The sequence below is a fragment of the Actinomadura sp. NBRC 104425 genome (assembly GCF_030269545.1).
Classification (GTDB): domain Bacteria; phylum Actinomycetota; class Actinomycetes; order Streptosporangiales; family Streptosporangiaceae; genus Spirillospora; species Spirillospora keratinilytica.
In genome coordinates this window covers 35,200-56,682 of the sequence record NZ_BSTN01000022.1, presented here as the reverse complement: position 1 = coordinate 56,682, position 21,483 = coordinate 35,200, and the positions used below count along the sequence as shown (strand labels likewise).

The 21,483-nt window shown below is 72.4% G+C and carries 13 protein-coding genes; 5 read left to right on the top strand and 8 right to left on the bottom strand.

The genetic code is table 11. The features are described from left to right. Positions 1 to 21: 21 nt before the first annotated feature. Positions 22 to 864, top strand: a complete 843-nt coding sequence (locus tag QSK22_RS25900) for a helix-turn-helix domain-containing protein (RefSeq protein WP_285496981.1) — start codon at positions 22 to 24, stop codon at positions 862 to 864. Positions 865 to 1,419: 555 nt separating this feature from the next. Here QSK22_RS25900 and QSK22_RS25895 read toward each other — a convergent pair. The 4 genes from QSK22_RS25895 to QSK22_RS25880 all read right to left on the bottom strand — a co-directional run bounded on the left by QSK22_RS25895 (position 1,420) and on the right by QSK22_RS25880 (position 6,002). Continuing rightward, positions 1,420 to 1,812, bottom strand: coding sequence for a DUF779 domain-containing protein (locus QSK22_RS25895; RefSeq protein ID WP_285496980.1), 393 nt, complete (start codon positions 1,810 to 1,812; stop codon positions 1,420 to 1,422). Next, positions 1,812 to 3,329 (bottom strand): aldehyde dehydrogenase, encoded by a 1,518-nt coding sequence (adh, locus tag QSK22_RS25890; RefSeq protein WP_285496979.1) that lies wholly within the window; start codon positions 3,327 to 3,329, stop codon positions 1,812 to 1,814. The genes QSK22_RS25895 and adh overlap by 1 nt, the downstream gene beginning before the upstream one ends. 98 nt (positions 3,330 to 3,427) lie before the next feature. After that, the gene (locus QSK22_RS25885) at positions 3,428 to 4,660 is read right to left on the bottom strand and encodes a GAF domain-containing protein (RefSeq protein WP_285496978.1); all 1,233 of its coding nucleotides are present in this window, start codon (positions 4,658 to 4,660) and stop codon (positions 3,428 to 3,430) included. Positions 4,661 to 4,733: 73 nt separating this feature from the next. Further along, a complete protein-coding gene (locus tag QSK22_RS25880) occupies positions 4,734 to 6,002 on the bottom strand; it encodes a sigma-54-dependent transcriptional regulator family protein (RefSeq protein ID WP_285496977.1) in 1,269 nt (422 codons plus the stop codon). Between the two features lie 211 nt (positions 6,003 to 6,213). On the opposite strand from QSK22_RS25880, the gene QSK22_RS25875 reads away from it, so the two are divergent. After that, positions 6,214 to 8,019 carry a flavin-containing monooxygenase gene (locus tag QSK22_RS25875; protein ID WP_285496976.1) on the top strand — a complete coding sequence of 602 codons (1,806 nt, stop codon included), beginning with the start codon at positions 6,214 to 6,216 and terminating at the stop codon, positions 8,017 to 8,019. A 75-nt stretch (positions 8,020 to 8,094) separates the two neighbouring features. On the opposite strand, the gene QSK22_RS25870 is transcribed toward QSK22_RS25875, so the two are convergent. Beyond that, entirely contained in the window at positions 8,095 to 8,535 is a 441-nt protein-coding gene (locus tag QSK22_RS25870) for a hypothetical protein (RefSeq protein WP_285496975.1), read from the bottom strand. Between the two features lie 610 nt (positions 8,536 to 9,145). Between QSK22_RS25870 and QSK22_RS25865 the strand changes: the two genes are divergently transcribed. Further along, on the top strand, positions 9,146 to 16,360 hold the full coding sequence (locus QSK22_RS25865) for a type I polyketide synthase (protein ID WP_285496974.1): 7,215 nt from the start codon (positions 9,146 to 9,148) through the stop codon (positions 16,358 to 16,360). A gap of 53 nt (positions 16,361 to 16,413) precedes the next feature. Further along, positions 16,414 to 16,500 (top strand): hypothetical protein, encoded by an 87-nt coding sequence (locus tag QSK22_RS33840; protein ID WP_352231485.1) that lies wholly within the window; start codon positions 16,414 to 16,416, stop codon positions 16,498 to 16,500. Between the two features lie 128 nt (positions 16,501 to 16,628). On the opposite strand, the gene QSK22_RS33835 is transcribed toward QSK22_RS33840, so the two are convergent. Together QSK22_RS33835 and QSK22_RS25860 are read right to left on the bottom strand one after the other, a co-directional pair. Further along, positions 16,629 to 16,892, bottom strand: coding sequence for an SDR family oxidoreductase (locus tag QSK22_RS33835; RefSeq protein WP_352231484.1), 264 nt, complete (start codon positions 16,890 to 16,892; stop codon positions 16,629 to 16,631). A 177-nt stretch (positions 16,893 to 17,069) separates the two neighbouring features. Continuing rightward, positions 17,070 to 18,698: a fatty acid CoA ligase family protein gene (locus QSK22_RS25860; protein WP_285496973.1), complete on the bottom strand. Its 1,629-nt coding sequence runs from the start codon at positions 18,696 to 18,698 to the stop codon at positions 17,070 to 17,072. A 504-nt stretch (positions 18,699 to 19,202) separates the two neighbouring features. Between QSK22_RS25860 and QSK22_RS25855 the strand changes: the two genes are divergently transcribed. Continuing rightward, positions 19,203 to 19,475 (top strand): hypothetical protein, encoded by a 273-nt coding sequence (locus tag QSK22_RS25855; protein ID WP_285496972.1) that lies wholly within the window; start codon positions 19,203 to 19,205, stop codon positions 19,473 to 19,475. Positions 19,476 to 19,592: 117 nt separating this feature from the next. On the opposite strand, the gene QSK22_RS25850 is transcribed toward QSK22_RS25855, so the two are convergent. Then, the gene (locus tag QSK22_RS25850; protein WP_285496971.1) at positions 19,593 to 21,323 is read right to left on the bottom strand and encodes a SpoIIE family protein phosphatase; all 1,731 of its coding nucleotides are present in this window, start codon (positions 21,321 to 21,323) and stop codon (positions 19,593 to 19,595) included. Positions 21,324 to 21,483 lie beyond the last annotated feature (160 nt).

The window sequence follows — 21,483 nt, the reverse complement described above, 5'->3', positions numbered from 1 at the left end:
TGATGGCGGCGGGAGGTTCGGATGCCCACGGACTATCGCGCCCCGAACATCAACGCCCGGCGTCTCGGGCTGTACCTGCGGCGGACCAGGGAACTGCTCCAACTGTCGTATGACGAGGCCGCGGCGTGCGCCGGATGCCACTCCGACTGGCTCGTCCGTGTGGAGACCGGGTTCTGCGAACCGTCGCCCCGCGAGGTGGAGCTGCTGTTGGAGCGCTACGGGGTCCGGGAGGCCGAGGTCGCCGACCTGATGATCGACCTGGCGTCGCGGCCGCGGGGACCCGGGTGGCTGGCGGCGCATCTGGACGGGATGAAGGCGGAGGAACGCGACGCGCTCATCTCCGAGTCCGAGGCGTCGGTCATCCGCACCTACGGCGTCCAGCAGGTCCCCGAACTGGCGCAGGCGGAGCCGTACGCCCGGTTCATGGCGTCGGTGTCGTTGCGCGAGCCCGACCCGGACGTGCACTGGGACATGCTGCGCAACCGGCAGACCTACCGGCCGGGCGGACGGCGCCGCTTCCTCGACGTGATCGTGGACGAGATGGCGCTGACACCGCGGCTCGCCGACGACGTGATGATCCCGCAGTTGCGCCACCTGCTGGAACTCGGCACCGACCCGGATGTCAGCGTCCGGGTCGTCCCGTCCGCGGCGCCGTTCTACGAGGACCGGGCCCACCCGTTCGACGTGCTGGAGTTCCCCGGTGTCAGCGACCGGATCAGCCTGTGCCACTCCATGCTCGGCATCGGTTTCGCCTACGCCGATCTCACCGACGTATGGACCTGCATCGAGCAGAACTCGGCCCTCTGCCCGGAGGAGAGCCGCGAGTTCATCAAGAACTTGCTCGCCGCCCGGACCGTGCACTGACACCGGACCGCACGGCGAGCGCGGTGCCCCGATCGGGGCGGGGAGCGCACGGCTGGTGGAGCCGCACGTTCAGGTGTCGGCGGGCCGGCGCTGGTGTCTGCCGGGGGACGTCGGCCGTGTCGCCTGGCGCATGCTCCGGGTGGACCGGGTGTGGGCGAGCCTCGCGCGGGCGGTCCACCGCCCCGGTGGTCGATCCGCGCCGCGGCGGCGTCGAGGCGCCAGTCTGAGGAGCCGCTGCGGCGCGGATCGGGCATGGTGCGGCCGCTGAGACAGGGCGGCCGGAATCGCCCCCGGTGCCGGCCGCTGCGCGCCGGGGGCGGTGCTGCGTTACGTGGGCGGGGTGGCGTTCGAGCACGACCCGGTCGGCGGCACCGGCCGGATCGTCTGCGGGACCAGACGGTGACCTCGACGCCGCGGATCAGGGGCGGTCGGCATGGCGATCCGGCTGGAGCTGTGCTACCGAGGGCTGCGCGCCCCGGCCCGCCCCGCCGCGCGGCCCCCGGACCGCAGACCCGGGCCTGGCCCGGCAGGGAGCCAGGCCCGGGGGCACGCGGCCTACCTGGCGGTGGCGCCGGTGGGGAGCGGCGGCTCGGCCTCCAGCGCTTCCGCCTCCTCGTCGGTGAACAGGCGGGAGCGGATGAGGAAGCGGACCCCCTCCGGAGCCTCTAGCGAGAACCCGCTGCCCCGGCCGGGCACGACGTCCACGGTCAGGTGGGTGTGCTTCCAGTACTCGTACTGGGCGGCGCTCATCCAGAAGGGCGTGCCGTCGCCGACGTACCCCAGGAGGACGTCGGAGGCGCCGACCATGAACTCGTCCCGCGGATAGCACATCGGGGAGCTGCCGTCGCAGCAGCCGCCCGACTGGTGGAACATCACCGGGCCGTGCCGGGCGACGAGACCGGCGAGCACCCGCGCGGCGGCCTCGGTGAGCCGGACCCGCTCCACCATCAGAAGAAGCCCAGGCGCTTCGGCGAGTAGCTGACCAGCAGGTTCTTGGTCTGCTGGTAGTGGTCGAGCATGGCCCGGTGGTTCTCGCGTCCGATGCCGGACTGCTTGTAGCCGCCGAACGCCGCGTGGGCCGGGTAGGCGTGGTAGCAGTTGGTCCACACGCGGCCGGCCTTGATGGCGCGGCCCATCCGGTAGGCGGTGGAGCCGTCGCGGGTCCAGACGCCGGCGCCGAGCCCGTACAGCGTCTCGTTGGCGATCTTCAGGGCCTCGTCCACGGAGTCGAAGGTGGTCACCGACACCACCGGACCGAAGATCTCCTCCTGGAAGATCCGCATGTCGTTGGTGCCCTTGAAGACGGTCGGCTCGATGTAGTAGCCGCCCTCCAGGCCCGGAACGGTGCGGGGGCCGCCGCCGGTCAGCACCTCGGCGCCCTCCTTCCGGCCGATGTCGATGTAGGAAAGGATCTTCTCGTACTGGTCGTTGGACGCCTGCGCGCCGATCATGGTCTCCGGGTCCAGCGGGTTCCCGGTCTTGATGGCCTCGGTGCGGGCCAGCGCGCGGGACATGAACTCGTCGTAGATGGACGAGGCGATCAGCGCCCGGGACGGGCAGGTGCACACCTCGCCCTGGTTGAGCGCGAACATCACGAAGCCCTCGACGGCCTTGTCGAGGAACTCGTCGTCGGCGGCCAGCACATCGGGCAGGAAGATGTTGGGGCTCTTGCCGCCCAGCTCCAGCGTCACCGGGATGATGTTCTGCGACGCGTACTGCATGATCAGCCGGCCGGTGGTGGTCTCCCCGGTGAAGGCGACCTTGGCGATGCGGGGGCTGGAGGCCAGCGGCTTGCCCGCCTCGACGCCGAACCCGTTCACCACGTTGACCACGCCGGGCGGCAGCAGGTCGGCGATCAGCTCGATGAGCAGCATGATGCTGGCGGGCGTCTGCTCGGCCGGCTTGATCACCACGCAGTTCCCGGCGGCCAGCGCGGGGGCCAGCTTCCAGGTGGCCATCAGCAGCGGGAAGTTCCACGGGATGATCTGGCCGACGACGCCGAGCGGCTCGTGGAAGTGGTAGGCGACGGTGTCCTCGTCGATCTGGCTGATGCCGCCCTCCTGGGCGCGGATCACCCCGGCGAAGTAGCGGAAGTGGTCCACCGCCAGCGGCAGGTCGGCGGCCAAAGTCTCCCGGACGGGCTTGCCGTTCTCCCAGGTCTCCGCGACGGCCAGCTTCTCCAGGTTCTCCTCGATGCGGTCGGCGATCCGGTTCAGGATCAGCGACCGCTCGGCCACCGACGTCGCGCCCCACTTGTCGGCGGCGGCGTGCGCGGCGTCCAGCGCCTTGTCGATGTCGGCCGCCTGGGACCGCGCGACCCGCGTGAACACCTGCCCGTCCACGGGCGACGGGTTGTCGAAGTACTCGCCTTCGACGGGCGGTACCCACTCGCCGCCGATGAAGTTGTCGTAGTGGTCGGCGAACGAGACGACGCTGCCCTCGGCGCCCGGCTTGGCGTAGACCATGGAATGTCCTCCTCGCACACGGCATGAACCGATGTGATGCAGGACACGATGCGACGCGAAGGTTGTCGGAAGGTTGCCGCGGCCCCCCGGGGCGGGCGTCAGTCGCTGAGGGCGGCGTTGATGCGGGCTGCGGTGATGCCGCGGCGGCCGTCGGACGGGTCCAGCAGCATGTGCGCGTGCTGGTGCACCTCCAGGTCGTAGCGGTGGCGTTCGCCGTAGAGGAGGGCGTGCTCGGGGACGGGCGAGGCCAGCACCGCCTTGCGGACCGCCACTTCCAGGTAGTCGCGCCAGCGCACGATGCCCGGCGCCTCGGACTCCGGCAGCAGCGGGCCGGTGTAACGCTGGACGGCGGCGGCGGTGTCGCCGGAGGCCAACGCGTCCAGCACGGCGGACGCGTCGCAGGCGATCGGCTCGGTCAGCACGTAGTGGCGCTGGGCGACGGCACCGCCGAGCGCGGCCCGCAGGTGCGACACCTGCGCCTTCAAAGACGTCATGGCGACCGGGCGGTCCCCGTACAGGGCCTCGCGCAGCCGTTCGGGGGTGAAGCCGTCCGGCTCCAGCGCCAGCAGGGTGAGGATCTCCAACTGCCGGGGGCGCAGGGAAAGGGGGACGCCGTCCCGCAGCGCCCGGGCGCCGTCGCCCAGGCAGTCCAGCCTGACGCGCGGCGCGGTGACGGGCGGCAGCGCGGCGGCGGGCAGGCGGGCCAGCCGGTCCTCGATGGCGGCGGCGAGGGTGCGGACGGTCGGCATGACCATCGGATGCGAACGGTCCCAGGTGCTGGACAGGTCGAGGACGCCCAGCAGCCGCCCGCCGGGGGCGCGCAGCGGCGCGGCGTAGCACACCCAGCCGTGCAGCGCCTCGACCAGGTGCTCGGCGGAGAAGACGGTGGCGGGGCGGCGCTCGCGCAGGGCGAGCGCGGGGGCGTTGGTTCCCATCGCCGACTCGTCCCAGCGGCCGCCGGGGGCGAAGTTGACGCGTTCGGCACGGTGCCGCATGACGCGTCCGCCGTAGGTCCACAGAATGGTGCCGTCGGCGTCGGTGACGGCGGCGACGAACCCCGCCTCGTCGGCGATCGACCGCAGCTCGCCGGCGATCTCGGCGACCGGCCCGGCCAGCGGCGACGTGCGCCAGCGGTCCGCCACGTCCGGGACGGCCGGTGCGCTGTCGCGGTGCGGGTCCACCGCGGCGCGCGAACGGTGCCACGACGCCGCGATCTCCTCGCGCAGGGCGGGGTCATGGGAGGAGGCGTTCGGCGCGCGCTGGGCCACCAGCCGTGACCACTCCCGGACGAGCCGCGTCCGCCGGTCCCGCAGAGCACCGTGTGCCGCCATCTGGAATCCTCCTGGCCGGACAAGCCCGACAGGCCCGATTGTTACACCGTGTGGTCCGCCCAGTCCATGACCGTCACGGCGGTGCGGTGCGGGCGAGAAGCGCGCGGATCCCGGGCGTGGTGGACTCCCGGACGAACCGGCACGCCGCCGGGTCCTGCCGGAGAGTCATCCGCACCCCGCCCGCCAGCCGGTACGGGCGGGACTCCACGAACGCGCCGAGCGAACGCCGCAGCCGCGACACCTCCGCCCTAACGGTGACGACGTGCTCGGCGTCGCCGAACAGCGCCCGGCTCAACGCCGGCGCCGACAGCCCGTCCGGCCCGGCGGCGTGCAACAGCAGCAGGATCTCGGCGTGCCGGGTGGTCAGCGCGCACCGCCAGCGCGCGTCACCCGACCGCACCTCCAGGACGGGCGCCTCCGCCAGGTCGAGTACGAGCGTCATGGGCCTGACCGGAGACGTGGGACGGATCAGCCAGCCGTCCGGCAGCCGCTCCGGCAGGCACAGCCCCAACCCCGGGACGGCCAGCGCCCGGCCCTCCGCCGGCGCGGCGACGCGTTCGGTGGCGGCCACCCCCGAGCTGTGCGCGACCCACCCGTCGTCGTCCACCAGCAGCAGCGGACCGCCGGACGTGCCCACCAGCGGCGCCGCCGACCGCCGCAGCCGCTCCAGCCGCCGCAGGTGACGCTGCCACAGCCGCGATTCGGCCAGCCGCGTCCCGGTCTCCACCAGCGCGCCGATGGCCGGATGCAACGTCAGCGCGGGGCCGCTCACGTCCACGACGCCCAGCAGTTCCCCGGTGCGCGGATCGTGTACGGGCGACGCGGTGCAGAACCACGGATGCTGCGCCTGCTCGAAATGCTCGGCCGAGAACAGCTCCACCGGCGCCGCCTCGGCGAGCGCGGTGCCGATCGCGTTGGTGCCGACCTTGGCCTCGGTCCACGTCGCGCCCTCGCAGAAGCCCAGGTCGTCGGCGCGGCGGCGGATCGCCGGGGCGCCCTGCCGCCACAGGATCACCCCGTCGGCGTCGGTGACCACCAGCAGGAACTGCGCCGAATCGGCCAGCGAACCGATCAGCTGCCCCAGCTCGTCGATCACCGCGCCGAGCGGCGAGTCGAGCCGCCGCCGGGCGACCTCGTCGGCGCCGAGCGGATCGCGGCCGTTGTCGCCGTCCGGGGCGAGGCCGAGCCGCATCACCCGCGACCACGACCGCGCGACCAGCGCCCGCGGCCGCAGCGGCGCCGCCGCCCGCTCACCGCCGATCACGGCGTGGTGGACGCGGACCAGCTCCCGCGCGTAGTCGGGCAGGCTGGTTCCCGGACGGACCGCCGCATGCACGCGCACGACCTCACCTCCCCAGGCCGGCGACGTCCCGCGATGCCCACGAAGCATAGATCCGTGTTGTGATCCCCGCCACAGGCCGTGCAATCCGATGCAACCCTTGCCGCCCGCCGCCGCCCCCGAATGTGATCGGCGTTACACCGTCGATCCGGAGAGGCACCCGGCCCCACCCCCGGAGAAGACCCGGAGAACCTTCGGAGAAGGGAAGGCGCATATGAGCGACGCCACGGCCGCCGCCGAGTTGCGGACGCGCGTGCAGTCCTGGCTGGCCGACTTCGAGTCCGCCCTCGCCGCCCGCGACCCGGCCCGGGCCGCCGCGATGTTCGCGCCCGAGAGCTACTGGCGCGATCTGGTGGCCTTCACCTGGAACATCAAGACCGTGGAGGGCCGCGACGGCGTCGCCGACATGCTCGCCGCCTGCCTCGACGGCACCGACCCGTCCGGCTTCCGGCTCACCGAGGACCCGGTGGAGACCGACGGCGTCGTGGAGGCGTGGCTGGCGTTCGAGACCGCCACCGGACGCGGCATCGGCCACCTGCGGCTGACCGGCGAGGGCGCCTGGACACTGCTCACCAGCCTGCGCGAACTCAAAGGCCACGAGGAGCCCATGCGGGAGCGGCGGCCCAAGGGCGTCCGGCACGGAGTGGTCAAGGGACGCAGGTCATGGCGCGAGGAACGGGAGTTGGAGGCGGCGCGGCTCGGCGTGGAGGAGCAGCCGTACGTCGCGGTCATCGGAGGCGGGCAGGGCGGCATCGCGCTCGGCGCGCGGCTGCGGCAACTCGGCGTGCCCGCGCTCGTCCTGGAACGCAACGACCGTCCCGGCGACTCCTGGCGCAAGCGGTACAAGAGCCTGTGCCTGCACGACCCGGTCTGGTACGACCACCTGCCCTACCTGCCGTTCCCCGACAACTGGCCGGTGTTCGCGCCCAAAGACAAGATCGCCGACTGGCTGGAGATGTACGTACGGGTCATGGAGGTGCCGTACTGGACCCGGGCGAACGTCACCTCCGCGTCCTGGGACGGCGACGCCAAGCGGTGGACCGTGCACGTCGACCGCGACGGCGAACCGGTCGTCCTCACGCCGCGGCACCTGGTGTTCGCCACCGGCATGTCCGGCAAGCCCAACATCCCGTCGTTCCCGGGCATGGACGTGTTCGAGGGGGAGCAGCACCACTCGTCCCGGCACCCCGGACCGGACGCCTACGCGGGCAAACGCGCCGTGGTGATCGGCTCCAACAACTCGGCCCACGACATCTGCGCGGCACTGTGGGAGCACGGCGCCGACGTCACCATGGTGCAGCGCTCCTCGACCCACGTCGTCAAGTCCGACTCGCTCATGGAGATCGGCCTGGGCGCCCTGTACTCGGAGGAGGCCGTCCGCAACGGCATCACCACCGACAAGGCCGACATGATCTTCGCGTCCATGCCCTACCGGATCATGCACCGGTGGCAGATCCCGCTCTACGAGAAGATCAAGGAACGCGACGCCGACTTCTACGCGCGCCTGGAGAAGGCCGGCTTCGCCCTCGACTTCGGCGACGACGGCTCCGGCCTGTTCATGAAGTACCTGCGCCGCGGCTCCGGCTACTACATCGACGTCGGCGCGTGCGACCTGGTCATCAACGGCGACATCAAGCTCGCCCGCGGCCAGGTCTCCCACCTGACGCGCGACGCCGTCGTCCTGGAGGACGGCACCGAACTGCCCGCCGACCTGGTCGTCTACGCCACCGGCTACGGCTCCATGAACGGCTGGGTCGCCGACCTCGTCGGGCAGGAGATGGCCGACAAGGTCGGCAAATGCTGGGGCCTCGGCTCGGACACCACCAAGGACCCGGGACCGTGGGAGGGGGAGCAGCGCAACATGTGGAAGCCCACCCAGCAGGAGGGCCTGTGGTTCCACGGCGGCAACCTGCACCAGTCCCGGCACTACTCCCTGTACCTGGCGCTGCAGCTCAAGGCCAGGTACGAGGGCATCCCCACCCCGGTGTACAGCCTGCAGGAGGTCCACCACCTGTCCTGACCCTGTGAAGGGGTGGGGTTCACCGCAAGACGAACCCCACCCCTTACGGGCCCCGTTCAGCTGAGAACGGCGCCGTCACTCATCACCGGCGGCGGGAATGGGGGCTTCACCAACCGCCGCGAGCAACTGAATGGGAAACTCCGGATCGGCCTGGCCGACGGCGAGCGCAAGCCACCGTCCCGCATCCGGCCGCTGCCAGACGAGCATCTTGCCGCTGAGCCCGCAGAGCGTCTGGATCGGCTCCGGCGCCGGGCTCTCGGCCCACAGATAAGGCTCCAGATCGATCGACTCCGGCTCGCCCCACCGCGCCGTCAACGCGGCCACCAACTCCCGGAGAGCAGCGTCAATCTCCTCCTCGGCCGCCTCGACGATCTCCTCGCTGCGGTCGTCCCAAAAGTCCCGACTGGCCAGCAGCACCCGAAGCCCATAACGCGCCCCGCCGGAGGCATCACCCTCCTCCGAAAACGGAAGAGCGACCATCTCCTCAACGATCGCGACCCGATCAGCCGTAGTCATCCCCCGAGCCTAGCGACCCGCTAAAGCCCCCAAGAAAACAGCACCGGACGCCAACAGACAGAGCAGAAGCCCCCAGGTGGCCAGCCACCGCCGCCAAGGAGCAACCAGAACAAGAACCCCCCAGGCCCCCGCAGCCGTCCCGCCCCCGCTACAAGGTCTCCTGCCACCCTTGCAAATCTGGTGGAACCGAACCGTCCGGCCGCCTCACCGTAGGCAGCCAGCCGCAGGTGCCTCTGACCTGGGCATCTCCGGCCTCCAACTTTTCCGGGGCGGTCCAGTGTCGCAACCTGCTGGAGTGAGCCGTCAGCGGCTCATGGTGGAGGTCATTCACCCACCTGGAGGTATCGCGACCGGGTGCGCGGCCAGTTTCGCGTGACCAATTACTTTCCGGTCATCCGCCCATTTGGCGTTAGTTGTGACGTGTCATGCCTTTTGATTCTCGGCGGGCAGCTCAGGGCAGAGGTGGCGGTGGGGTCAGGTGAAGCTGCTGAGGCGGTAGAGGTGGCTTACCAGCGGATTGCAATCTCTTGAGTACCAAGTGTGATCAAGGGTGGAGGTGGGCAGCACGGCTGTCGGTGGTGATCGATTGTCCGCGGCGGGAGGACGGCGCATGGGTGACGGGCGGAGGCGGTCCGAGCGGGCGGTGGCCGTGGTGGGGGTCGGGTGCCGGCTGCCGGGCGGCATCACCGACCTGGACGGGCTGTGGGCGGCCCTGGAGCGGGAGGCGGACCTGGTGGGGGAGCTGCCGCCGGACCGCTTCCAGGCCGAACGGTTCGTCGACGAGAGCAGGCCGCGGACCGACCGCAGCTACACCCGGGCGGGCGGCTTCCTCGAAGACATCGGCGGTTTCGACGCCGCCTACTTCGGCATCTCCGCGAAGGAGGCGGCGGCGATGGACCCGCAGCAGCGGTTGCTGCTGGAGATGGCGGTGGAGGCGCTGGACGACGCGGGCATCGATCCCCAGCGGCTGGCCGGGACGGACACGGGGGTGTTCGTCGGCGTCTCCGATCCCGCGTACGGCGTACTGCAGGCGCTGGAGCCGCGCGGCATGGGGCCGTACTCGGTCAGCGGAGGCGCGCTGTCCATCGCGGCGAACCGGCTGTCGCACGTCTTCGACCTGCGCGGCCCCAGCATGAGCGTGGACACGGCGTGCTCCTCGTCGCTGGTGGCGGTCGAGCGGGCCTGGCGGGCGCTTCTGGACGGCACCGGCCGGGTGATGTTGGCCGGCGGCGTGAACGTGTTGCTGAGCCCGGGGGGCTATGTGGGGTACAGCCAGGCGTCGATGCTGTCGCCGACCGGGCGCTGCCGGGCCTTCTCCGCCGACGGCGACGGGTATGTGCGGGCCGAGGGCGGCGGGGTGGTTGTGCTCAAGCGGCTGGCCGACGCCCTGGCCGACGGGGACCGGATCCACGCGATGATCGTCGGGGCGGGCACCAACTGCGACGGCCGCACCGCGGGGCTGACGACGCCCAGCGCGCAAGCCCAGGAAGAATTGCTGCGGCGGGTGTACGACGAGGCCGGCGTCGATCCCGATGACGTGGTGTACGTGGAGGCGCACGGCACGGGCACCCCCGTCGGCGACCCGGTCGAATGCCGGGCGATCGGTCGGGCGCTGGGGCGGCGGCGCACGGGCGAGCCGTTGCCGATCGGGTCGGTGAAGTCCAACCTGGGGCACCTGGAGCCCGCGTCGGGCATGGCAGGCCTGTGCAAGGCGCTGCTGGTTCTGCGGCACCGGGCGGTCCCGGCCTCGCTGCACGCCGAGCGCCCCAATCCCGACATCGACTTCGACGGCCTGAACCTGCAGGTCGCCTCGCGGGCGATACGGCTGCCCATGGTGGACGAACGTTCGGTGGTCGGCGTCAACTCGTTCGGGTTCGGCGGCGCCAACGCGCACGTGGTGCTCGCGCCTCCGCCCGCCCCGGACGAGCGTCCGCAGCAGCCTGCCCAACCCCCGCGGGACGTCCCGTTCGTGGTGTCCGCCCGCACCCGTGAGGCGTTGCGTAAGGCGCTCGACCGGGCCGCCGCCCATCTGGACACGGTTGACGAACGCGACTTCTACGACGTCGCCTACACCGCGACCCGCCGCCGCGGCCTGCACCGCCATCGCGCCGTCGTGCTCGCCTCCTCACCCGCGACGGCGGCCGGCGGGCTGCGCGCCCTGGCCGAGCCGCAGGGCGATCCCGGCGCAGTCCCCGCGGCCGTGGGGACGGCGGTGGAGACGGGGCGTATGGCGTTCGTGTTCACCGGCAACGGGTCGCAGTGGGCGGGGATGGGCGCCGACCTGCTGGACGACGAGGTGTTCAGGGCGGCGATCCAAGTGGTGGATGTCGAGCTGACCCCGCTGCTGGGCTGGTCCGTGCTGGAGGAGATGCAACGGCCGCCGGAGCAGTGGCGGTTGCCGCAGACGGAGGTCGCCCAGCCGCTGCTGTTCGCCGTGCAGGTCGGGGTGGTGAAGATGCTGCAGGCGGCGGGTGTCCGTCCGGGCGTGGTGCTCGGGCACAGCGTGGGAGAGGTCGCCGCCGCCTACACCGCGGGCGCCCTGACGCTGGGGCAGGCGGCGCAGGTGGTCGCCGCGCGGGGGCGGGCGCAGTCGGCGACGCGGGGCATGGGGCGGTTGGCGTCGGTCGGGCTGCCGGAGCAGCGGATCCGGGCGATGCTGCCGCTGTTCCCCGGGGTGGAGGTCGCGGCGGTCAACACCGACGGACACGTCACGGTGGCGGGCACGTCCGACGCCCTCCGCCGCCTGGGGGAGCACCTGGGCGAGCAGGACGTCTTCTTCTGGGAACTGGACCTCGACTACCCGTTCCACAGCTCCGCGATGGAGAAGATCCGGGAGCCGTTGCGCGAGGGGCTGGACGGCATCGCACCCGGTCATGCGCGCATCCCGATGGTGTCCACCGTGACGGGTGAGCCGCTGGACGGCCCGCAACTGGACGTGGAGTACTGGTGGCGCAACGTCCGGCACCCGGTCCGGTTCGCCGCCGCCGTCCAACGGGTGCTGGACGACGGGTTCGACGTGCTGGTGGAAGTGGGGCCGCACCCCGTGCTCTGCACTTACCTGCACCGACTCGCAGACGCGGCGCCGCGGGCACGCGCGGCCGTGGTGGGCACACTGCGGCGGCACGAGCCGGGGCCGGCCCGGCTGCGCCACGTCACGGCGGAACTGGTCGCGGCGGGGGCGCACCTGGAGTGGGACCGCCATTTCCCCGTGCGCGGCACGGTGCGCGACCTGCCCGCCTACCCCTGGCAGCGGGAACGCCACTGGATCGGGCGGCCGCAGACGTGGGAACGCCGGATCGGCGACGGGATCGTCCGGCACCCGCTGCTCGGCGAACGGCAACCGGTGCTGGAACCCACCTGGCACGGGTGGGTCGAGACGTCGGTCATGCCGTGGGTGCCCGACCACCGCCTCGGCGGGACGGTCGTCATGCCCGCCGCCGCGTACGTGGAGATGGCGATCGCCGCCGGACGGTCGGTGATGCCGCAGGCGGCCGAGGCGGTGGAGGTCGACCGAATCGACATCGGCCGGTCCATGGCGGTGCCGATGGCGGCCGACGCCGAACCGCCGTGCCTCCAGACGTCGCTGTCCACGGACACCGGCGTGCTCACCGTGGCCGGCGCCGACCGGCAGGGGGCGCAACCCCGCGAGACCTTCCGCGCCCGCGTGCGGCACCTGCTGCGGCCCGCGCCGCCGCGGTTGGACGTCGCCGCGATCCGCGAACGCACGGGCGTCCGCGTCGACGTGGCCGACTACTACGCGAAGGCCGCCGAAGGGCATATGGAGTGGGGCCCCCACTTCCAGGTCCTGACAGAGCTGTGGAGCGGGGACGGCGGCGAGATCCTGGGCGCCTACTCCTGCCCGGCGCAGCGGGACGACACCTACCAGGTGCACCCGGTGCTGTTCGACAGCGCGTTGCAAGCCGGAGGATGGTGGCTGGTGGAGGGCATGCGCGCGGGGACGGCCTACCTGCCCGCGGCCATGGGCGCGGTGCGCGTGTGGGGGAGGCCCGCGCCCGAGGGCCTGGTATACGTGCGCGAGCGGTCCAAGGGTGCCGACGAGGTGTGCTGGGACTTCACCATCACCGACACCGAAGGCAACGTCGCCGTGGAGGTCGAACGCTGCCGATTGCGCCGCGTGCCCGTCTCCCAGGACTCCGCGGTGGCGCGCTACCGGCTGGAGTTGCGGGCCGCACCGCGAACCGGTGCCGCCCCGTGGCCGCTGCCCGGCCCCCGTGAACTCGTCGAGGAGGCGGCCGCCGATATCGCCGCCCTGCGCACGGCCTGGCACGAGGTGAACTACCCCTCCTACACGTCCAAGCTGGAGGAGACGTTCGCCCACTCTCTCGCCGACGCGCTGACCACGTTGAGCGGCGGCCGCACCGGACCCTTCGGCATGGACGACCTGCTGCAGACCTGCCGGGAGCCGCACCACCGCGACATGCTGCGCATGGCCGTGCCGCTGCTGGAACGCCATGGCCTGCTGCAGCACGACGACGACGGCGTGCACCTGCCCCCGCCACGCCGCGACGTCGCGGACCTGCACCGCGAGCTGATCGCCGAAAGCGGCCCCTTCGCCGCCCAGACCGCCCTGACCGTCCGCGCGGGACGGCGCCTCGCCGAACTGCTCGGCGGCCGCCGCACCGCCGCCGACGTGCTCACCTCGGGCGGCGGACGGGAACTGCTCGACCAGGTCCACGACAGCGGCCCGATCAGCTCGTTCACCAACCGGATCATCCGCGCGCTGGTCGGGCGGATCGTCCGGCGGTGGCCCGCCGACCGCCCGCTGCGCGTCCTGGAGGTCGGCGCCGGGACGGGTGGCACCACGGCCACGCTGCTGCCGGTGCTGCCCGCCGACCGCACCCGCTACCTGGTCACCGATGTCGCCGACGGGGCCCTGGCCCGGCTGCGGCAGCGCACCGCCGGGCACGACTTCGCGGACGTCCGCGGCCTCGACCTCAACCGCGACCTGGTCGAGCAGGGCTGCGACCCCGGCGGCTTCGACCTGGTCGTGGCCGCCGGCGTGCTGCACCTGGCCGAGGACCTTACCGCCGCGCTGCGCCGCCTGGCCCGCGTCCTGTCCCCGGGCGGGCTGCTGCTGGCCGCCGAGCCGCACCGCCCCGCCACGCTGCTGCCCTTCCTCGGCCTGCTCCCCGAGTTCTGGGCGGCCACCGACCGCGACGTCCGGCCCCGCTCGCCGCTGGTGCCCCGCGAGCGGTGGCCGAAGCTGCTGTCCGACGCCGGGTTCTCCGGGACCGTCCTGACCGGCGACGACCGCGAACCCGCCCGCGGCGACTTCTCCGTCCTCCTCGCCGCCGCACCGCTGGCCCCGGTGCGCACCACTTGCGGGGACGCGGAGGACTCTCGCGGCGGCCCCACCGACGTGGAGACGCAGCCGCACGCCCCGGACACGACCTGGCTCGTCGCGGCGGAGGAAGACGGGCAGGCCCTCACCGAGGCGCTCGGCGCGGTGCTGGACGAACGCGGCGCGCAGGTCCGCCGGGTCGCGCTGCGGGACGATCCGCAGCACTGGCTCGCCCACGTACCGGCCGACGCCTCGTCCATCGGCTTCACACTCGTCTTGGGCGGCCCCGCGGACTTGCGCCCGGATGCCGCCGTGGACCTGGTCACACGCCGCGCCGCCGCGCTGCGCGCCATTGCGCTGGCCGCCGAGCAACTGCCGGGCGACCGGGACGTGCAGCTGTGGCTGGTGACACGTCCCTGCGGAGCGCTACCGGAGCCGGACCTGCCGGACGCGTCCGCCCACCCGGAGGACGCGGCGACCTGGGGCACGGCGCGCACCCTCGGCAACGAACACCCGCGCCTGACCGTACGGCGGCTCTGCCTGCACCTCACGGGCGACCCGGCCCGCGACGCCGCCCGGCTGGCCGCCGAACTGCAGGCCCCCGGCGAGGACGATGAGGTCGTCCTGGCCCCCAACGGGCGGTTCGTGCCGCGGCTGGTGAAGATCGGCGAGCGGCTGCCCGTCCCCCGTGCCGACGGTGCGTACCGGCTGAAAGTTCGCGAACCAGGCCCGTCGTCCACCCTCGTGTGGGAGCGGACGCCGGTGCCCGAGCCCGGGCAGGGGCAGGTGCTGATCGAGACGCGGGCGCTGGGGCTGAACTATTGCGATGTGATGCGCGCGGCCGACCTGCTGCCCGGCGAGGCCATCGAAGCCGTCTACGGCGGCCACGAACTGGGCCTGGAATGCGCGGGCATCGTCACCGCCGTCGGACCGGACGTCTCGGAGTTCGCCCCCGGTGACCGGGTCATGGCGTCGGGCGCGATCGGAATGGCCAGCCACGCGGTGGCCGAGACGTGGGCGACCCGCCTCATCCCGCAGCGGATGCCGTTCACCGAGGCGGCCGCCCTGCCGCTGGCCTTCGGCACCGTCTACCACGCGCTGGAGCGGCTGGCCCGCCTCCAACCGGGCGAGACCGTGCTCGTCCACGGCGGCGCCGGCGGCGTCGGGTTCGCCGCGCTGCACTACGCCCGCCTGCGCGGCGCCCACGTGATCGCCACCGCCGGGACGCCGGCCAAACGCGACCTCCTGCGCGCCATGGGCGTCGAGCACGTCCTGGACTCGCGCAGCCTCCGCTTCGCCGAGCAGATCGGCGACCTGACCGGGGGCCGCGGCGTCGACGTCGTCCTCAACTCCCTGGCGGGGGAGGCCATCACACGTGGCCTGGAGTGCCTGCGGCACGGCGGCAGGTTCGTCGAACTGGGCAAACGCGACATCTTCGAGGACAAGCCGCTGCTGCTTCGCGCCCTGGCCGACAACATCTCCCTGTTCGTCCTGGACGTCGGCACGCTGATGCGGAAGGACCCCGACCTGGCGGCCGTGGACTCCGGCTTCATGGACCTGCTGCTCGGCGGGGGCGGGGCGATGCCGCACACCGTGTACCCGGCCTCGCGGATCGCGGACGCGTTCACCCTGACGCGCCACTCCCGGCACATCGGCAAGATCACCATCTCCTGTGATCCGGCGGACGCCCCCGCCGCCGTCGAACTGCCGCGCCGCCCGCCCCGCCTCGACCCGGACGGCACCTACCTGGTCACCGGCGGCCTGAGCGGCTTCGGCGCCGAGATCGCCCGCTGGCTCGCCCGGCACGGCGCCCGTCATTTGGCCCTCGTCGGGCGCCGCGGTGCCGCCACCCCCGGAGCGCCCGCCCTGCTGACCGAGCTGGAACGCCTGGGAGCCACCGCCCACGCGCATGCCGCCGACGCCGCCGACCTCGACGCCATGCGCGCGGTTCTGGACACGCTGGACGCCGCCGGCCACTCGCTCCGCGGCGTCGTGCACGCGGCGATGCACCTGGACGACGCACCGCTCGCCGACCTCGACGACACCCGCTTCGCCGCCGTCCTGCATCCCAAGGTCGCCGGAGCGATGGTGTTGGACGAACTGACCCGCGACCGGCCTCTGGACCTGTTCGTGCTGTGCTCGTCCATCACCACCGTGGGCAACATCCGCCAGGCCCCCTACGTCGCCGCCAACCTGTTCCTGGAGGCCCTGGCCCGGCGCCGCCGCCGCGACGGCCGCCCAGCCCTGGCGATCAGCCTGGGGGCGCTGGCCGACACCGGCGCCCAGGAGCGGGCGCTGGGCAAGCTCGGCATCGCGCCCATGCCGCCCGGCCAAGCCCTCCTCGCCCTGGAGGACATGCTCGCCGAGGGCAGCGACGTCACCATGGTCGGCCGCTGCGACTGGGGACGGCTCCGCCGCATGCTGCCGGGCCTGGAGGGGTCGCTGCTGTCGCCGGTGCTGGCGGCGGGCGGCGAACAGCAGGCTGCCGGCGACCTTGGGACCTCGGCGGAGATGACCCCCTGAGAAGGCCCACGCCGTCGTGGCGGAAACAGGTCACCCGGTAGCTCGCGGACGTCCTGGCGCTGCCCGCCGACCAAATCTCCGCCGACACGCAGCTCGACGGGTACGGCATGGACTCCCTCATGCGGGACACCGGAAAATGAGCTGCCCCACGTCACAGCAATCGAAAGCGCGGTGTCCTGTGCTGGTCGGCGCTTTGTCTGGCGGCCGGCAGCCGGAGGCGACGAGGCCGGGCTACCGGCGAAGGAAATACGGGCCGCCTGGCCCCGGTTCAATGCGGCCGCAGCACCATGGTCGGGAGTTGCTGCGCGGCCGCGCGCACCAGCGTTTCGGCTGCCGCTTGGTGTGAGGATAGGCGGTCAGAAATCGGCGGGCGTTGGGGGCGGGATCGTTCCCACTCCAGGTTGCGTCCGTCGTGGACCACGCTCGGCGACATGGTGTACACCAGGTCGGCGCTGGTCCGGATGCAGCAGCTCAGCACGTTGCGGGTGCCGTGCACGTTGATCTGTTCGTGCTCCCGGTGTCGGTTGTTTATGCCCGCGTTGGTGGTGTCGCGCTCGTCCGTGGTGGCTTGGACTGGGGCGGGGTGTGAGTGGCGTTAGGTGTGGAAGGAGGTTTCGGTCGGCTGGGTGTGGGTGGGTGGTGTCGTTGTGTTCGGCTGGTCGTTGGCAGATGGTCTGTTCGAGCCGGCCGCCTCCGGGCACCGGCGCCTTCACCAGGCCACGCGGTCGCCGGACTTGAGGCGGTGGGCGGCCCAAGCGGCCAGGACGTGCCTGCGAATCTTGCTGTGGTGGCGGACGTCCATCGGGAAGCGGCGGTGGAACAGCACGTCGGCGAGCCCGGCGGTGTGTGGTTGCTGCTGGGCCAGGTCCAACAGGTCGGTGCGGATGCGGGCGCGCTCGCGGCGGGATGTGCCGGGCTCGGGCTCGACCACGAGTACGGGACGCTGCGCGGGGGCCGCTCCGACGCCGACGAGAGCCGTGCGGTGCACACCGCGCACCGTGTTGAAGATCGGCTCGACGTGGTCGGTGTACCAGTCGCCGTGCTCGGTGCGGACGCGTTCGCACTTGCGGCCAGCGAACCACAACCGTCCGTGCGCGTCGATGGTCCCGAGGTCGCCCATGCGGTGCACGACCTGGTCACCGTCGGCGATGCGGGCCAGTGCGGTGGCCTCGGGACGGTGCAGGTAGGGGTCGCTGACCGCGGGCGATGTCACGGTGATCTCGCCGACGGTGCCCGGCGCGACGAGCAGGTCGTCGCTCCACCGGACGATCGGCTCGTCGGAGACGGCGATGACACGGACCTGGGCGTCCTCCAAGGGGGTGCCCAGGCAGGTCCCGGCGCCGCCGTTGGTGGCGGCGGCGGTGGCCGCGAGCTCGCCGCAGGCGATGGCGCTGACCGGCATGCACTCCGTCGCCCCGTACACCGAGTAGGTGACCGCCTGCGGTTTCAGGAAGCCGCGCACGCGGCCGAGCACGGTCGGTGACAGGGGCGCTCCCGCCGTCAGCACCACGTTGAGCGAGTCCAGGACGAGCCCCCTGTCCAGGCAGTAACGCGCCAGCCGGTCGAGCAGCGCCGGCGCGGCGAACAACGCCGCCACCCCGTACCGGCGGATGTCGTCCACCAGGGCGGCCGGGCTGGCCCGGTCAAGCCGCCGCGGATCAATGTCGGGGCATACGACCGTCGCGCCCAGCAGGGGTGCCGCCATTGCGAACGACGGAAACGTGGAAAGCATCCGAGTGCCCGGCCCGACCGCCGCGTTGTCCCTGAGCATCCGCAGCAGCGGCAGCAGGTGCCGACGGCGCAGCGGCACCCCTTTTGGCGGGCCGGTGGAGCCCGAGGTGTAGGCGAGCAGCGCCAGGTCGTCGCCCCGCCCGGCCTCGTACGCGGGGGCGCGGCACGGCGGGCGCGGACGGTGCGGCCTGGTGCCCAGCCACAGCCGCCTCGGCCCGACGGTGATGCTGGTGTGCACGCTGCCGCGCCCCCAGCCGAACACCAGCCGGGCGACCTGGGCGCGGGGGATGCCGATGAACACCTCGGGCGCCGCCTCGGCCAGGCACGAGCGCAGCTGCCCCGGCGGCAGCCCCGGATCGACCACGACGGGCACCGCGCGCAACCGCAGCAGGGCGAACACCACGGCGAGCAGGTCGGGGCCGGGCGGTACGAGCACGACCGTGCGCGTGCCGACCCGCACCCCGGTTCGTCTCAGGGCCGCCGCCGTGTCGTCCACCAACCGCGCCAGTTCCGCATAGGTCACCGCAACCGCCGTTCGGCAGGCCACCGCCTCCGGTCGGCGACGCAGATGCCCGTCAAGCAGTCCCGCCAGATCCGCAGTGATCACCGCAGACCCCCTAACCGACGCACCCCGCACTCGGAAGGTCACTTATCGTAATGACTTGCTCACGCAAAATCATCGCCAAAACCCTTTTCTAACCCTGTGGTCACATGCGGGGTGCCGCCTCGATCCGATGCGCGATTTTGGCTGTCGGATCCGTCCGGTGTTTTCGTGTGCTCACTGCGCCCTCCTGCCGTCCTGGCGTGCGCAGCCTTCGACTTGGACGCCTCCGTTGCGCGAATGCCGTTCCTAACCCGGCGCCCGCAGTGCGATCGGTTGGGCAGCTGCCATCGGGGGGCGGCTGCGCCGCGCCGACAGTTCGTCGGGGGTGGGAGCCGCCACCGATTTCGATGTCCTTGTAGGGGCAAGACCCCTCAGAGAGGGCGCCACCGTGCGGCGATGTCCGGACCGGCCGGATGCCGGCTTTCCAAGGGCCCCTCCAGAAAGCGTTCGCCAGGTGGCGAGCACCGACTGCGGGCGCTGACCCGGCGTCTATCGAGGAGGACGACCATGCCGGACGCGACGTCAGGCAATCCCGAACTGATCATTCGCATCCATCCGGTGGGAGGCGACGACGTCTCCTTCGTCACCGGCGACTTCGCAGGATTGGGGCAAGCGGTCGAGGTCATCACCCGCGCTCTCAACGAGCGCCGCAGCCTCGTCCTGACCCAGGCGCGCTCCAGCCGCGAGCCCGACACCAGCGCGATCGTCATCAACCTGGCCAACGTGATCTCGGCCCGCGTCTCCGAGAAGAACGACACTGCCGATCGGCGGATCCTGTGACACTCGGCGTCCGGCACATGCCGTGCGCACGGCGGACCGAACGGCTCGCCCACCCCGACCACGCCGAGGAGCGCATCGGACGCCCGCTGCTCGACCGCCCAAGCGATTCCCGGCGATCTACCGTCCCGAAGCGGGCAGGGGGATCCGCAGAGCCAGCAGGGCGATGTCGTCGGTGTTGCTGACGGGGACGCGGTTCAAAATCTGGTCGCAGAAGTCCTCCAGGGGGTGGCGGGCGAGGGCGGCTGCGTGGCGGCGCAGGTCTTCCAGGCCGGCGTCCAGATCGATACCGGGCACTTCGATCAGGCCGTCGGTGTAGAGCAGGAGCGTGGAACCGGGCGACAGCGGGGCGGTGGCGTCGGGACGGGCGTCGCTGCTGAGACCGGTGCCCAGGAGCAGGCCTCGCCCCTGGTCGAGGTACTCGGCGTGTCCGTCTCGGTCGACCAGAAGAGGCGGGGGATGGCCCGCGTTGGTCCAGTGCAAGCGCCAGGGGCCGTTCTCAGGGCCTTCGACGCGGGCGAGGATCGCGGTGGCCATGGGGACGTCGGTGATGCAAGGAATGGCCTCGTCGAGACGCTCGATGATGGCGCTCGGCGGGCCGGTGCGGTCCCAGGCCAGCGAGCGCAGCGTCCCATGCAGTTGCGCCATGCCGGCGGCGGCGTTCAGGTCGTGGCCGACGACGTCGCCGATGACCAGCGCGGCGGCGCCGTCGCGCAGCAGGAAGGCGTCGTACCAGTCGCCGCCGACCTGGGAACCGGCGGGGGCGGGCTGGTAGCGGGCGCACAGGCGCAACGGACCGGGTTGCGGCGGACGCGCGAGCAGGTTGCGCTGCATGGCCTCGGCGATCTCGCGTTGCCGGCCGAAGGCGCGGGCGTTGTCGATGGCGAGGCCGACCTGGCGGCCGATGTCGCGGGCCAGCGCCAGTTCCGCGGTGTCGAAGTGCCGGGCCGGATCGGTACGGGCCAGGGTGAGGGCTCCGGTGATCTGCCGGGCGGTGCCCAGGGGCGCGACGACGGCGGAGACGGCGCCCGTCGCCTGTAGGAACGCGGCCTGCACGGCGGCCAGGGAGCAGTCGGGCGGGGCGGCGATCTCCCGCGGCCCCAGCAAGGCGGGCTCGCCGCCGTGCAGAACCCGCACCAAGGACGAACGGGAATGCGCGGCAGGCGGCGGCAAGGGACCCCGCCACGCCTCCTGGTCGAAGTTCCGGCCTTCGGGGCCGACGACCGCCACCCTGTGGACCCGCCCTGATTCGACGCACAGGTCCACGGCGGCCCAGTCGGCCAGGCGGGGAACCAGCAGGCGGGCCAGTCGGCTCAGCGCCACCTCGGTGTCCAGGGGCTGGGCCAGCACCGAATTGATCTCCGCGACCAGGGTCAGTCGGCCGGTGCGGTTCTCCAGGGCGACCACATGCGCCGCCCGGTCGGCGTGCGCCGCCTCGCTGGCGGTGATGTCGGCGAACAGGACGGTCATGCCCACCACGCCGCCATCCTTGATCACGGGAGTGCCGGACCAGGTCACCCGGACCGGCCGCCCGTCACCGCGCGTGAAGCCGTCCGTCTCGGCGTGGGCGGCGGTGCCGTGGGTCAGAGCCGTCAGGAGCGGGCAGGGCGCCCGGTGCGGCGTCGCTCCGTCGGCGTCGCGATGCAGCAGGTCGTGGAAGTTCCTTCCCAGCATCGCCGCCGCGGTGCGGCCCAGCAGGTCCTCCGCGGCGGGATTGATCGCCGCGATCAGGCCCGCCGAGTCCACCACCGCCAGCCCGGCGCCCAGATGGTCGAACACGTCGCGCCAGAACCCGGGTTCCGCCGCCCACCGCAGCCCCTCACCGTGTCCGCCGGCCGGACGCTCCGCCATGCCGTTCCCCCAGTCAGCTGACCGCGCCGGCTGACACCGGCCCGCACCAGCAGCGATCAGCGCCGGCGCAGATCCACCTACCCCTCCGACATTACGCCTGGAAACACACAGCGGACCTGCAGAGACGCAACGACACCCCACCGACGCCAGCCGGACCGAA

Excerpts from the sequence above, each read along its gene's own strand:
- QSK22_RS25885 (WP_285496978.1), bottom strand. The coding sequence starts at position 4,660 with ATGGCGGCACACGGTGCTCTGCGGGACCGGCGGACGCGGCTCGTCCGG.
- QSK22_RS25865 (WP_285496974.1), top strand. The coding sequence starts at position 9,146 with ATGGGTGACGGGCGGAGGCGGTCCGAGCGGGCGGTGGCCGTGGTGGGG.
- QSK22_RS25900 (WP_285496981.1), top strand. The coding sequence starts at position 22 with ATGCCCACGGACTATCGCGCCCCGAACATCAACGCCCGGCGTCTCGGG.
- QSK22_RS25855 (WP_285496972.1), top strand. The coding sequence starts at position 19,203 with ATGCCGGACGCGACGTCAGGCAATCCCGAACTGATCATTCGCATCCAT.
- QSK22_RS25850 (WP_285496971.1), bottom strand. The coding sequence starts at position 21,323 with ATGGCGGAGCGTCCGGCCGGCGGACACGGTGAGGGGCTGCGGTGGGCG.
- adh (WP_285496979.1), bottom strand. The coding sequence starts at position 3,329 with ATGGTCTACGCCAAGCCGGGCGCCGAGGGCAGCGTCGTCTCGTTCGCC.
- QSK22_RS25895 (WP_285496980.1), bottom strand. The coding sequence starts at position 1,812 with ATGGTGGAGCGGGTCCGGCTCACCGAGGCCGCCGCGCGGGTGCTCGCC.
- QSK22_RS25870 (WP_285496975.1), bottom strand. The coding sequence starts at position 8,535 with ATGACTACGGCTGATCGGGTCGCGATCGTTGAGGAGATGGTCGCTCTT.
- QSK22_RS25875 (WP_285496976.1), top strand. The coding sequence starts at position 6,214 with ATGAGCGACGCCACGGCCGCCGCCGAGTTGCGGACGCGCGTGCAGTCC.